Raw genomic sequence first — 14673 nt, 5'->3', positions numbered from 1 at the left:
AAAAAATCGATATTATTATATGGATAGAATAGAGGGATGTTATTATGAAGTTTACTTCAGTATTTGATATTATTGGACCAGTGATGATTGGGCCTTCTTCTTCTCATACGGCAGGTGCCGCACGAATTGGTCGTGTTGCTAGAGATTTATTCGGAAGACAACCAAAGTGGGCGAAAATCCACTTATATGGTTCGTTTGCTGAAACGTATAAAGGACATGGAACAGATGTAGCTTTGGTAGGGGGCCTATTAAATTACGATACATTCGATGAGCGGATCAAAACAGCTTTTGCCGATGCAGAAAAGGCAGGGTTAGATTATGAGTTTATCCCAGAAACAGCAAATATGGAGCATCCGAATACAGCTCGCCTTGTAATTGGCGATGATGAAGGAGAGATGTCTGTCGTTGGTATTTCTATCGGTGGCGGTAAAATTGAAGTGAGTGAGGTGAATGGCTTCAAGCTACGTCTAACAGGAGGCATGCCAGCAATTCTTGTTGTCCATGATGATCGTGCAGGCTGTATTGCCAATGTGGCAAATTGCTTGGCGATGCATGCAGTCAACATTGGGCATATGGAGGTTTCTCGTATTGAACGTGGTTTAACAGCCCTTATGGTGATAGAAATCGATCAAAACATCGAGGAAAAAGTATTACAACAAATTTCTTTAATACCACATATTTCGAAGGTTTCTAAAATTAATAACTAAGGAGGTGCCCCAATATGGACGTATTGTTTCATAATGTTCGTGAACTAGTTGAACGAGCGGAGCAAGAAGGAAAACTAATTTCTGAAATTATGATAGAGCAGGAAATGTTAATAACTGGACGCACAAGAGAAGAAATTATACAGCAAATGGACAATAATTTAACGGTGATGGAAGAAGCTGTTGAAAGAGGCTTGAAGGGTGTAAAATCTGTAACAGGCTTAACGGGCGGTGACGCAGTATTGCTTCAAAATTATATTGCGCAAGGCAAATCACTGTCGGGGGATTTATTACTAGACGCGGTGAGTAAGGCTGTTGCAACAAACGAAGTTAATGCAGCTATGGGTACAATTTGTGCTACTCCAACTGCGGGTTCTGCTGGGGTTGTACCAGGGACATTGTTCGCGGTAAAGAACAAGCTAAATCCGACGCGTGAGCAAATGATTCGTTATTTATTCACATCGGGTGCTTTCGGCTTCGTTGTTGCTAATAATGCTTCGATTTCAGGTGCTGCTGGAGGCTGTCAAGCAGAGGTTGGCTCAGCTGCTGGTATGGCAGCGGCTGCGATTGTAGAGATGGCTGGTGGTACGCCTCAGCAATGTTCAGAAGCATTTGCTATTACATTGAAAAATATGCTAGGGCTTGTTTGTGACCCGGTAGCGGGATTAGTAGAGGTTCCTTGTGTTAAGCGAAATGCTATGGGAGCGGCAAATTCCCTTGTGGCAGCGGATATGGCACTTGCAGGGGTCACAAGTCGCATCCCGTGTGACGAAGTGATTGGTGCGATGTACCGAATTGGACAATCTATGAGTCCGAATTTAAAAGAAACTGCACGTGGAGGACTTGCTGCAACACCAACAGGCAAAGCTATTAGCAGAGCCATTTTTGATAATGGCAATTTAGAAAGTATCAAGTCACTTCAAAAATAAAAATATTCAACACGCTTTTCCTAAGTGGAAGGCGTGTTTTTTTGAGGTTCTACATGGTGTAGGTGAAAATGTAAGGCATAATGGTGAAATAGTTCGGGAGGGTAGTTTTGACAAAGAGAGTTTTGCCAACAATGTTCATTTGTTCTAGTTTGCGATTTACAACAATTAATAACCCTCTTCATAATTGAAATTGGGTCATTTTTTAATTGATGTTGCATTAAAATTTGGACACTTTCTAAAAAGTAACTTACCCGCATTCATCTCACCACTTATAGAGGTAGGAGACTTTTGTAACTGCTGTTTCACTTACATTACATAAAAGATTTGTACCTGTCACTATGCTTTCGATACAATAAACATTCACTGATAGAAGTTAAAACGAACGCCGTGTATATAAGTTGATTGGAGTGGAGGCTGGGCGACTCCTTGGGGATTAGCGTCACAGATGAGACCCTGCAGCGAAGCGAAGCGGCTCATCGGACGCCCCCAGGAAAGCGCCCAGCCGGAACGGAAATCAACCACGCTTTATGGTGATGAGTCAAGAATATGGAGTATCACCAAGAAAATGTATTGGGATGAAAAAGTGATTATTCATGCGATATAATTAACTATTAATCAATTGAATTGCTATCTTACTGAAAATGAAAAGTTATATAATGATATTGAATATATAAAATGCTTAGTATGTTTTATTCAAAAGTGTTAAATGCAAACAACATTATTATGAAAGCCAAGAGTAATCGTAAGAAAGGGGAAAACTCATATGCTGAAAAATAGTATGGTTATACGAATGACTATAGGTAAAGTACTTGTGGTGAAAAACTTTGGAGGAGCTGTCGTGCAAGGTGACTGATCTAACGAATCCCGTTACTGAATTAAAGGGAATCGGGAAAGAAACAGCAGGGCATTTAGAGGCATTGGGCATCGAGACGATTGCGGATTTGTTATGGACATTTCCGCATCGACATGAGGATTTTCGTTTAAAGGATTTAGCACAAACACCACATAATGAACGTGTCACAGTTGAGTGTAAAGTTGAACGTGAACCGACAGTACTGTTTTTAGGTCGCAATAAATCACGATTACAAGTCACGGTGCTGGCAGGTCGACATTTAGTTAAGGTTGTTTTTTTTAATCAAGGCTATTTGAAGCAAAAGCTTGTACCGGGAGCTATTATAACCGTTACGGGAAAATGGGACCGTGGCAGACAAGTAATCAATGGAACGTCTGTAACGTTTGGCCCTAAGACAGATCAAGTTGACTTTGAACCTGTTTATAGTCTAAAAGGTTTGATTCCACAAAAGCGTTTTCGTAAATATATGCGACAAGCATTAGATGAGTTTGGTGCAGAGATACCGGATGCTGTTCCGCAGCATTTACAAGCCGATTATAAGCTTGCTACAATGCGTGAAGGGCTTGAGGGAATTCATTTCCCTGTTGATGCTGGGCATTCGAAACAGGCTAGAAGACGTTTTGCCTATGAAGAGTTACTAAACTTTCAAGTACGTATTCAAGCGTTACGTAAAATTAGGAAAGATAGTGAGCGCGGTACAGTTATACAGTTTGATTTGCAAAAGTTACGTGCTTTTATTGCGTCATTACCCTATGAATTAACAGGTGCGCAAAAACGCGTTGTCAATGAAATTTGTAAAGATTTGAAAGAGCCACATCGTATGAACCGCTTACTTCAAGGTGATGTAGGGTCGGGGAAAACAGTTGTTGCGGCAATATGTTTATATGCTGCTGTAACTGCTGGTTTTCAAGGGGCGTTAATGGCGCCGACGGAAATTTTAGCTGAGCAGCATGCTGAAAATTTAAAGGAATGGTTTGAGCCGTTTGGCGTACGTGTAGCTTTACTATCAGGATCGACGAAAGCAAAGGAGCGTCGTTTACTTTTAGAAGAACTGGCAAACGGAGACATAGATATTTTAATTGGTACACATGCGCTAATTCAGCCTGATGTTGTTTTTTACAAACTTGGTTTTGTTATAACAGATGAACAGCATCGTTTTGGTGTAGAGCAGCGTAGAATATTGCGTGATAAAGGGGAAAATCCAGATGTACTCTTTATGACGGCGACACCAATCCCGCGTACACTCGCGATTACAGCATTTGGAGAAATGGATGTTTCAATGATTGATGAAATGCCAGCGGGGCGTAAGCAAATTGAAACGCATTGGATGAAAAAAGAGCAATTTGGCTCTGTTATGTCAAAGCTAGAATTAGAGCTTGCTGCAGGTAGACAGGCTTATGCTATTTGTCCACTAATCGAGGAATCAGACAAGCTGGATGTACAAAATGCTGTAGAAATCTATGAGCAACTTGCAACATATTTTAATGGGCGTTACAATGTCGGATTAATGCATGGTCGCCTATCAGCGGATGAAAAAGACGCTGTCATGCGAGCCTTTAGTGAGGGAACTATTCATGTGCTCGTGTCTACAACTGTTGTCGAGGTAGGAGTTAACGTACCGAATGCAACTTTTATGATTATTTATGACGCTGAACGCTTCGGCTTAGCACAGTTGCATCAGCTACGTGGGCGTGTTGGGCGTGGTGAACATCAGTCATATTGTGTGTTACTAGCAGATCCAAAATCCGATGAAGGTAAAGAGCGAATGCAGTCGATGACGGAAACGAATGACGGCTTCCGCCTAGCTGAAAAGGATTTGGAATTACGTGGTCCAGGTGATTTCTTTGGGCGTAAACAAAGTGGTTTGCCTGATTTTAAAGTAGCGGATTTAGTGCACGATTATCGCATACTAGAAACTGCGAGAAAAGATGCAACGGATATGCTTGAGACGGATGCTTTTTGGCATGATGATGAGTACAAATATTTGCGTGAAATGCTTGAAAATTCAGGTGTTTTACAAGGGGACCGCTTCGATTAACTGAATCTTTGATGCTCAATTAGGAATGTGAGCGCTTGTTTTAAAAACAAGTCTTGCATTCTTTTTTTATACTCTATATACTGATATTAGTACCAAGTGCTAATAACAACTAAAAAGGTGGCGAATGATGTTGAGACGAACGAAAAAAGAGCGACAGCGACAATTATCCGAAACGATAGCTGATAATCCATTCGTCACAGATGAACAGCTAGCAACACAGTTTCAGGTTAGTGTCCAAACAATTCGTTTAGATCGTATGGAATTATCTATTCCGGAATTACGAGAACGAATTAAAGATGTTGCTTCGAAAACCTATGAAAATGAAGTTAAATCACTACCGATTGATGAAGTGATCGGAGAAATAATTGATATTGAATTGGATAATCGTGCATTATCTATTTTTGACGTAAAAGAAGAACATGTTTTTCAGCGCAATGGCATCGCACGTGGACATCATTTGTTTGCACAGGCAAACTCATTAGCGGTAGCAGTAATTGACGACGAACTAGCATTAACAGTACATTCTAACATTACCTTTGTGAAACCTGTTAGAGCTGGAGATCGTGTTATTACAAAAGCGATCGTTATCGGACGTGATGAAAAAAATCATCGTACAAAAGTAGAGTTAACGTCCACTGTTAACGGTGAAACAGTTTTTGTTGGTGAATTTGATATGTACCGCACGAAAGGTAAAGGTGAACAACAATGAAATTAGCGCTTGATGGAATGGGTGGAGACAACGCACCAAAATCAGTTGTTGAAGGTGCGTTATTAGCATTAGAACAAATTCCAGATTTAGAAATTCAATTATATGGTCAGCAGCAAAAGCTTGAACCATTTTTAAAAATACATGATCGATTAACTGTAGTACAGTGTGATGAAGTTGTCGAAGGAACAGACGATCCAGCACGTGCTGTTCGTCGTAAAAAGGATTCATCCATGGCACGCATGATGGATGCGGTTGAAGAAGGAAGGGCGGATGCTTGTCTTTCAGCGGGTAATACAGGTGCTTTAATGGCAGGAGGCTTATTTAAAGTAGGACGTATTGAAGGGATTGCTAGACCTGCTCTAGCCACTACACTTCCTACTTTAGATGGTAAGGGCTTTTTAATGCTCGATTTAGGGGCAAATGCGGACGCACGACCTGAGCATTTATTGCAATATGCGATTATGGGCGATATTTATGCGAAAAAGGTAGGAGGCTTACAAAAGCCACGTATCGGCTTATTGAATATCGGTACTGAAGATAAAAAAGGGAATGAATTAACGAAGGCAGCTTTTGGCTTATTAAAAGAAGCTGATTTAAATTTTATTGGTAATGTTGAAGCTCGAGATTTACTTGAAGGGGTAGCGGATGTTGTTGTAACAGATGGCTTTACAGGTAATATGGTGCTGAAATCGATCGAAGGTACTGCTGGCGCGTTATTTTCAATGCTAAAAGAAGCGTTTATGTCTTCAACAAAAACGAAAATTTCGGCAGCACTTATGAAAAATAATTTACGTGACCTAAAAAATAAAATGGATTACACAGAGTACGGTGGTGCAGGCTTGTTTGGTTTGCAAGCACCTGTCATTAAGGCGCACGGCTCATCCAATGCCAAAGCAATATACAGTGCAATTCGCCAAGCAAATACGATGGTTGAGCATACAGTCATCTCGACGATTACAGATACAGTACGTCACTTAGAAATTGATTAACTTATTTCAGCGGGTGTCCAAACACCCACTGAAATAGAGGAACTCAGTCTAAGAACGCCACGTCCTGTGGCAATTTATGTGTGCGAAAGCGCAGCGTCAGCAACAACACACGACTGAGTGACCAACATCATGTTGGCCTAAAGCCTCCGGCGGACGCAAATTAGGCCGAGGCATAATTGATTAAAAAGGGGATTAATAAAAAATGACGAAAATAGCATTTGTTTTTCCAGGCCAAGGTTCTCAAGTAGTTGGGATGGGGCAAGAGTTTATTGAGAATGCGGCAGAAAGTAAAGCATTTTATGAGCGTGCAAATCAATCGCTTGGCTTTGAGCTATCTAAGCTGATGTTAGAGGGACCAGCTGAGGAGCTCACATTGACTTACCATGCACAACCGGCACTCTTAACTACTGGTGTAATGGTTGCAGAAAAATTACGTGCGGCAGGTATAACACCAAATTTTGCAGCTGGACATTCACTTGGAGAATATGGTGCATTAGTAATCGCTGGTGTGCTCTCGTTTGAGGATGCAGTTTCTGTTGTGCATAAGCGGGGGCTTTATATGAATGAAGCTGTACCTGCAGGGCAAGGTGCTATGGCAGCTATTCTGGGGATGGAGCTTGAGGCACTGCATGAAGTAACTGAAAAAGTATCTGCAGCAGGTGAGCCAGTTCAGGTAGCGAATGTAAACTGTCCAGGGCAAATCGTTATTTCTGGTACAAAAGAAGGCGTTGAAAAGGCTTCTTTAGCGGCAAAAGAAGCTGGTGCAAAACGAGCAATTCCTTTAGTTGTTAGTGGTCCATTCCATTCAGAGCTAATGCGACCATCATCTGAAAAATTAAAAGCAGCGTTGGCTGATATATCATTATCAGCTCCACAAATTCCTGTAATCGGCAATGTAATGGCGAAAGGATTAGAGGATGTTCCAGCTGTTCAGCATGAATTAGTAGAACAAGTATATAGCGCTGTGCAATGGGAAGCATCTGTGCGTGAAATGATTGCGCAAGGTGTGGATGTCTTTATTGAGTGTGGACCAGGCAAAGTATTAAGTGGATTAGTGAAAAAAATCGACCGATCTGTTGCAACATACTGCGTTTATGATGAAGCATCATTAGAGGCTGTACTAGAAGCGGCGAAGGAGTGGACAATTAATGCGTAAATTAGAGGGTAAAGTAGCTGTTGTAACGGGTGCTTCACGTGGAATAGGAAGATCTATTGCATTAAAGCTTGCTGACGAGGGTGCTAAAGTTGTCGTTAACTACAGCGGTTCACAGGCGAAGGCAGAGGAAGTTGTCGCGGCGATTCAAGAGAATGGCGGCGAGGCAATAGCCGTACAAGCGAGTGTTTCAAAAACAGAGGAAGTTTCAGCATTAATGGATGTAGCGGTGAAAACATTCGGCTCGCTTGATATTTTAGTCAATAATGCGGGCATTACGCGTGATAACTTGTTAATGCGTATGAAAGAAGATGAATGGGACGCTGTGCTAGATACGAACTTAAAAGGTGTTTTCCTTTGTACGAAAGCAGTAACACGTCAAATGATGAAGCAACGTGCAGGCCGTATCATCAATATTTCATCGATTGTCGGTGTAGCTGGTAATGCAGGGCAAGCTAACTACGTAGCTGCAAAAGCCGGTGTTATTGGGTTAACTAAAACAACTGCAAAGGAATTAGCATCACGTAATATTTTAGTAAATGCAATTGCACCAGGCTTTATAGAAACTGAAATGACTGAGCAACTACCAGAAGATTTAAAGCAAGGTATGCTTACGCAAATTCCTCTAGCAAAACTTGGGCAGCCTGAGGATATTGCAAAGGCCGTAGCTTTTCTAGCTTCAGATGATGCTAACTATATGACAGGTCAAACGTTACATATAGATGGCGGTATGGTAATGTAATTTCAATTAGTCATAGATAATGATTTTTTGTATAATCATTGAGGGGAGGTGAATGTTTTGTCTACAGTATTAGAACGCGTAACAAAAGTAATCGTGGACCGTTTAGGTGTTGAAGAAAGTGAAGTTACACTAGAAGCTTCTTTCCGTGATGATTTAGGTGCTGACTCATTAGACGTAGTTGAGCTTGTAATGGAGCTTGAAGACGAATTCGATATGGAAATTTCTGATGAAGATGCTGAGAAAATCTCAACAGTTGGTTCTGCAATTTCATACATCGAAAGTAAATTAAACTAATCCGTTTAACTTTATTGAGCAGAAATTAATCACCTCTATCGGTGTTGACATGAATGCGGTCATTATACAATAAATGTTTATGATTAAATAAAGTTAAAGCCTTTAGCAGAAGTTACTCATGCTTTACTTCAGTGGAAGAGCAGATACTATGCTGAGGTGTATTTAAAAAGGGGACGAAATGGTTCGTTTAGCGAACCATGATCGTCCTCTTTTTTATCTTTATTCAGTAGAAGACACTCACTTGTGAAGGTGGTAAGAAGAATACAATAGTCGTTCCTTTTTAGTGAGTGTCCTAACACCTACTGATATTAAGGAACTCAGTCTAAGAACGCCACGTCCTGTGGCGACGACTGAGTAACCAACATCACGTTGGCCTAAAGCCATCGGACGCATTGTTTATCTGCGCGAAAGCGAAGCGTCAGCGGCAAATGTTTCCTGCGCGAAAGCGAAGCGTCAGCGGCAAATGTTTCCTGCGCGAAAGCGAAGCGTCAGCGGCAAATGTTTCCTGCGCGAAAGCGAAGCGTCAGCGGCAATTACGCCAAGGTGAAATTGGCCTTGAAAAAAATAATTTCCAAAACATTGTATTTAAGCCGAAATACTTTTGCATAAATGCCTTGAAAAAGGTACACTTAAACGGTAGAAACTATTAGGAAGGCAGATTGTTCAATGGCTATGAAAAGAAAAGGAACTATGCAGAAATCTGGCGTGCTTCCTGAAAAAGTACGCAATCAATTCGAGCTGTTACAGCATGAATTAAATATCACATTTATTAATAAAAATTTATTGTATCAAGCATTCACACATTCATCTTATGTGAATGAGCATCGCCGTAAATTGTTTACGGATAATGAGCGTCTTGAATTTTTAGGAGACGCAGTACTTGAACTGTCTGTTTCTAAATACCTTTTTGAGAAATACTCTCATATGAGTGAGGGTGAACTGACGAAGCTACGAGCATCCATAGTATGTGAGCCTTCACTTGTTATCTTTGCAAATGAATTAGGCTTTGGTCGCTTTGTATTACTTGGAAAAGGTGAGGAATTAACAGGTGGACGGGAACGCCCAGCGTTACTTGCAGATGTATTTGAGTCATTTGTAGGTGCCCTTTATTTAGATCAAGGCTTACAAACGGTTGTGTGCTTTTTAGAACGAATCGTATTCCCGAAAGTAGAAGTCGGTGCTTTTTCGCATGTGATGGATTTCAAAAGCCAATTGCAAGAAATGGTACAGCAAACAAATAACGGTCTTCTTCATTATGAAATTATTGATGAAAAGGGTCCTGCACATAACCGTACCTTTGTATCGAGCGTACTATTAAATGGGCAAGAGCTGGGTATTGGTCGTGGGAAATCAAAAAAAGAAGCCGAGCAGCAAGCTGCGCAATGTGCGATGCGTTCAATGCGTGAGCAAACTGCAAAAGAGGAGGCTTAATAGATGTTCCTAAAACGACTCGAAGTGATTGGCTTTAAATCTTTTGCGGAACGCATTGGAGTTGATTTTGTACCTGGTGTTACAGCGGTGGTCGGACCAAATGGTAGTGGTAAAAGTAATGTCATTGATGCTATTCGTTGGGTACTTGGGGAGCAATCGGCAAAGTCGTTACGTGGGGCAAAGATGGAGGATGTTATTTTTGCTGGAAGTGACTCACGAAAGCCACTAAACTTTGCAGAGGTAACATTAATTTTAGATAACACAGATGAACAGCTAGCTTTTTCTTATACAGAAGTTAGCGTAACAAGACGCGTATACCGTTCAGGTGATAGTGAATATTTACTAAATAACCAGCAGTGTCGCCTGAAGGATATTACGGACTTGTTTATGGACTCAGGACTTGGGAAAGAGGCCTTTTCCATTATTTCGCAAGGCCGTGTCGATGAAATTTTAAATAGCCGACCTGATGACCGTCGTTCAATTTTTGAAGAGGCAGCTGGCGTATTAAAGTATAAACTAAGAAAGAAAAAGGCAGAGCATAAGCTTGTTGAAACAGATGAAAATTTGTATCGTGTTTTAGATATATTACATGAGCTAGACAGTCGTCTGGAGCCGTTAGAAATTCAGGCATCAAGTGCAAGAGATTATGTGCAAATGTCAACAGAGTTAAAGGATTTTGATATTGCTATCCTTGTGCACGATTTAAAAAATTGTGCACAATCTTTGCATGCTCTGAAAGCTGAGTATACGGAGCTATATGAAACGGAGCAAAAACAAGCTCATCATATTTCTTCGATAGAAAAGCAAACTGCAAGTATTCGTAAGCTTTTAAAAGAGTTAGATGATTATCTAGATACGACTCAGGCTGAGTTTGTTAATGCAACGATGGAGGTAGAGCGTTGGGATGGTCGTAAAGCGTTAATGGCTGAAAAGCGACAAAATGCTTCTAATCAACTACTTCAATTGAATACGGCATTACAGGAAGCAAAAGATGAGGCTGAGGCACTTATAGCTCAAGAGCAAGAGAAAAAAGAATTGTTCACTGAAAAACAGCAAGAGGTTGCAGCGCTGAAACAAAGCATTAAGCAATTAGAACAATCTTTGAATCGCTCAGTTTCTGAAATTGAAGAAGAAATTGAAGAACAAAAAAACCGCTATATCGACTCTTTAAATGAAGAAGCAACAGTTAAAAATGAATTGAAAAATATTGAACAACAGTTAGCGCAGCAAAAAGCGATGGCGACACGAATGTTAGACCAGACTGATGAAATCGGGCAAGAGCTTGCGCAAATTCTAGCTGAAAAAGAGAAGCTAGTTGTTGCTCATACCACAACAACTAAAGAATTGCAGGAAAAACTTGAGCAATATGAAACATTGCAAATACAGCTTAAAAACGTCAATGCATCATTTAATGAAAAGCAGGATATGCTTTATAAAGCTTATCAGCATCAGCAGCAACTGAAAGCTAGAAAAGATACGCTTGCTGAGCTTGAAGCAGATTTCTCCGGGTTCTTCCATGGAGTAAAAGAAGTATTATTAGCACGTGATAAAGGTGAATTAGCTGGGATCGAAGGAGCCGTGGCAGAGTTAATTCAAGTCGACGGGAAATATTCTCAGGCTATCGAAACAGCATTAGGAGCAGCCTCTCAACATATTGTGACAACCAATGAACAATTTGCTCAACAGGCAATTCATTGGTTAAAACAAAAGAGAGCTGGACGCGCAACTTTTTTACCTAAAACTGTTATCAAGTCACGGAAGATCAATCTATCTATGATTCAGCTAGCCACTGAGCACCCAGCATTTGTCCAAATGGCTGATGCACTTGTAACGTTCGAAGAAAACAACCGCACAATTGTCGAGAACCTCCTTGGTAATGTTATCGTTGCATCAAGTTTAGAAGGTGCAAGCCAAATTGCTCGTTTATGTGGGTTTAGGTATCGTGTTGTAACACTTGAAGGTGATATCGTCAATGCAGGTGGTTCATTAACTGGTGGTGCAATGAAGCAACAATCTTCACTCTTTACAAGAAAAGCGGAATTAGATGGTTTAATAGTAAAGCTAGAATCGTTGGAAGCATCTATTTATAGTGCTGAACAGTCTGTCTCAGTTGAGAAAGAGAAGCTTGCAACACTGCGAGACAAAGTAGAACAATTGAAACTTGACGGTGAGCAACTTCGAAAAGATGAAATGCAACAGGCGAGTCGTATACGCGAGCTAGAGGTTGGTGAGAAAAGCTTGTCTGCACGTGTATCTTTTGCTTCTAATGAGACACAAGATGTAAAAACACGCGAAGAAGCATTGTTAGCTCAAAAGGAAGCGGCTACGGAGCGTTTAACGGCATTAGCAACAGAACTGTTAGAGATAAATGAAACAGTGGAGCAACTAAGTAAGGTGAAGCTACAAAGTGAATCGGAGAAAGATTTACTTCGTGAGCAGTCAGCGGAAAAACGCTCGCAGTTAGCGGTAATGCAGGAGCAAATGTCACAAGTGCAAATTGCTACAGCAGAGTTAGCTCTACAATTAAACAAAGCTCGTCAAAAAGTCGAAAATATTTCTCAGGAAATAATCTGGCTTCAATCTGATGAATCGACAAAACTTTTAAGCGATGAAGAAGTGGATGAGCAAGTTGCTACGTGGAAAACGAGAAGAGATTCGTTGCAAGACACTATTTCACAGAAAAAAGATGAAAAAGTAGCACAACAACAAGAGCTTACTACTTTAGAAGAACAGCTGAAGGAATTGCAACGTACACATAAAGGCTACCTTGAAGCAATACGTGCAAATGAATTGAAGCGAAGTCGCGTAGAGTTTGAAATCAATAATTTCAATGAACAGCTAGAAGAAAACTATCAGCTATCATATGAGGAAGCTGAAGAGTTAGCCCTTGCAATTGAAGATGAAGAGCATATGCGACGTCGAGTGAAATTACTGAAGAAATCTATAGAAGAGCTAGGTCCTGTTAATTTGAGCGCCATTGAGGAATACGATCGCGTACTTGAACGCCATTCATTTTTAACAGAGCAGCGTGAGGATTTACTTGCTGCACAGGAAACATTACATGAGGCTATAAAAGAAATGGATGAAGAAATGACGCTACGATTTAGTGAAACCTTCTATGCCATTCGAGAGCAATTTAAACTCGTATTCCGTGAATTATTTGGTGGAGGACAGGCGGATTTAGTGTTATTGGACCCTCAGAATCTGCTAGAAACAGGTATAGAAATTGTAGCACAACCCCCAGGTAAAAAATTACAAAATCTAAGCTTGCTTTCAGGTGGCGAACGTGCACTAACCGCAATCGCTTTATTATTCTCCATCCTAAATATTCGACCTGTACCATTTTGTATTCTCGATGAGGTAGAAGCGGCTTTAGATGAGGCAAATGTCGTTCGATATAGTCAATATTTGAAGAAATTTAGCCGTAATACGCAATTTATTGTGATCACACATCGTAAAGGAACGATGGAGGGAGCGGATGTGTTGTATGGTATTACAATGCAGGAATCTGGCGTATCTAAACTTGTATCAGTAAAATTGGAAGATGAACCCGTACTTGCGGAGCAAAGGAGCGAACAAGCATGAGTTTTTTTAAACGTTTAAAAGATAAATTGACAGGCAATCCCATCGAGGAAGAAAAAGTAGTAGCAATCAATGAAGAAGAAGCTGCTGAACAGAAGCAAGACGAAGCAACAAAGCCTGCTCAAATTGAAGCAACTGTAGATGAAATGGAAAAAGCCGAGGATCTTTCTGTAACGGAAACCTCAATTGAAACAGAGACTCCTGTAGCAATTGAAGATCAAGAGCAACAAGAGGTGCAAGAGGTCGCAGTAGTAGAAGAACCTGTACAGGAGAAAAAACCTTCTGCATGGTCTATTACACAAAAGTTCAAGGCTGGTCTTGAAAAAACGCGTAATTCATTTACTTCTAAAGTAAACGACCTAGTTGCTCGTTATCGAAAAGTGGATGAAGATTTCTTTGAAGAATTAGAAGATTTATTATTACAGGCAGACGTTGGCTTTGAAACAGTAATGGAGCTAATGGACAAATTACGCTTTGAGGTTCAGCGTAAAAATATAAAAGATACGGACGGTATTCAAACGATTATTTCTGAAAAACTTGTGGAAATTTATGAGCAAGGAGAAGAGGATTTAATCGAGCTTAATATGCAACCTAAAGGTGAGCTTACGGTAATTTTATTCGTAGGGGTAAACGGTGTTGGGAAAACGACGACAATCGGTAAACTTGCGCATCGTCTGAAATCACAAGGTAAAACAGTTGTTTTAGCAGCAGGTGATACTTTCCGTGCTGGTGCCATCGATCAATTACAAGTTTGGGGAGATCGTGTAGGCTGTGAAGTGATTAAACAATCGGAAGGTTCAGATCCAGCAGCGGTTATGTATGATGCAATTCGTGCAGCGAAAAACCGTAATGCAGATGTGTTAATTTGTGATACAGCAGGGCGCTTACAAAACAAAGTAAACTTAATGAATGAGCTTGAAAAAGTTCATCGAGTAATCTCACGTGAGGTACCGAATGCTCCGCATGAAGTACTATTAGCATTAGATGCAACAACAGGTCAAAATGCACTTGTTCAAGCACAAACATTTAAGGAAGCTACAAATGTAACGGGGATCGTTTTAACGAAGCTTGACGGCACTGCAAAAGGTGGTATTGTTCTTGCTATTCGTAATAAATTACACATTCCTGTGAAGTTTGTTGGTCTTGGTGAAAAAATGGATGATTTACAACCATTTGATGCAGAGCGTTATGTGTATGGCTTATTTGCTGAAGGTTTAGATAAAGAATTACAAAATAGTGAGGACTAGGT

General features: G+C 40.5%; 11 protein-coding genes. All 11 read left to right on the top strand.

Annotated elements, in window-relative coordinates; all coding sequences use genetic code 11:
- The first annotated feature begins 44 nt into the window (after positions 1–44).
- Positions 45–707: an L-serine ammonia-lyase, iron-sulfur-dependent subunit beta gene (sdaAB, locus tag ACIQ7T_RS01110; RefSeq protein ID WP_402868173.1), complete on the top strand. Its 663-nt coding sequence runs from the start codon at positions 45–47 to the stop codon at positions 705–707.
- Positions 708–721: 14 nt separating this feature from the next.
- On the top strand, positions 722–1633 hold the full coding sequence (gene sdaAA, locus ACIQ7T_RS01105; RefSeq protein ID WP_402868171.1) for an L-serine ammonia-lyase, iron-sulfur-dependent, subunit alpha: 912 nt from the start codon (positions 722–724) through the stop codon (positions 1631–1633).
- Positions 1634–2478: 845 nt separating this feature from the next.
- Complete coding sequence (recG, locus tag ACIQ7T_RS01100; protein ID WP_402868169.1) at positions 2479–4524, top strand: ATP-dependent DNA helicase RecG; 2046 nt, start codon at positions 2479–2481, stop codon at positions 4522–4524.
- A gap of 130 nt (positions 4525–4654) precedes the next feature.
- On the top strand, positions 4655–5233 hold the full coding sequence (gene fapR, locus ACIQ7T_RS01095) for a transcription factor FapR (protein ID WP_132357884.1): 579 nt from the start codon (positions 4655–4657) through the stop codon (positions 5231–5233).
- Positions 5230–6222 carry a phosphate acyltransferase PlsX gene (gene plsX / locus ACIQ7T_RS01090; protein WP_402868167.1) on the top strand — a complete coding sequence of 331 codons (993 nt, stop codon included), beginning with the start codon at positions 5230–5232 and terminating at the stop codon, positions 6220–6222. The genes fapR and plsX overlap by 4 nt, the downstream gene beginning before the upstream one ends.
- Positions 6223–6424: 202 nt before the next feature.
- Complete coding sequence (fabD, locus tag ACIQ7T_RS01085; RefSeq protein ID WP_402868165.1) at positions 6425–7378, top strand: ACP S-malonyltransferase; 954 nt, start codon at positions 6425–6427, stop codon at positions 7376–7378.
- The gene (gene fabG, locus ACIQ7T_RS01080; protein WP_402868163.1) at positions 7371–8117 is read left to right on the top strand and encodes a 3-oxoacyl-[acyl-carrier-protein] reductase; all 747 of its coding nucleotides are present in this window, start codon (positions 7371–7373) and stop codon (positions 8115–8117) included. Before fabD ends, fabG begins: the two co-directional genes overlap by 8 nt.
- Before the next feature lie 57 nt (positions 8118–8174).
- On the top strand, positions 8175–8411 hold the full coding sequence (acpP, locus tag ACIQ7T_RS01075; RefSeq protein ID WP_036124798.1) for an acyl carrier protein: 237 nt from the start codon (positions 8175–8177) through the stop codon (positions 8409–8411).
- A gap of 666 nt (positions 8412–9077) precedes the next feature.
- Complete coding sequence (rnc, locus tag ACIQ7T_RS01070; protein ID WP_370075254.1) at positions 9078–9842, top strand: ribonuclease III; 765 nt, start codon at positions 9078–9080, stop codon at positions 9840–9842.
- Between the two features lie 3 nt (positions 9843–9845).
- Entirely contained in the window at positions 9846–13427 is a 3582-nt protein-coding gene (smc, locus tag ACIQ7T_RS01065; protein ID WP_402868160.1) for a chromosome segregation protein SMC, read from the top strand.
- The gene (gene ftsY / locus ACIQ7T_RS01060; RefSeq protein ID WP_370075252.1) at positions 13424–14671 is read left to right on the top strand and encodes a signal recognition particle-docking protein FtsY; all 1248 of its coding nucleotides are present in this window, start codon (positions 13424–13426) and stop codon (positions 14669–14671) included. Before smc ends, ftsY begins: the two co-directional genes overlap by 4 nt.
- Positions 14672–14673: the final 2 nt, after the last annotated feature.

It is taken from the genome of Lysinibacillus sp. NPDC096212 (genome assembly GCF_044763105.1).
Taxonomy (GTDB): domain Bacteria; phylum Bacillota; class Bacilli; order Bacillales_A; family Planococcaceae; genus Lysinibacillus.
Note: the sequence above shows the minus strand (reverse complement) of the source record. Positions and strands in the feature narration are given on the sequence as shown.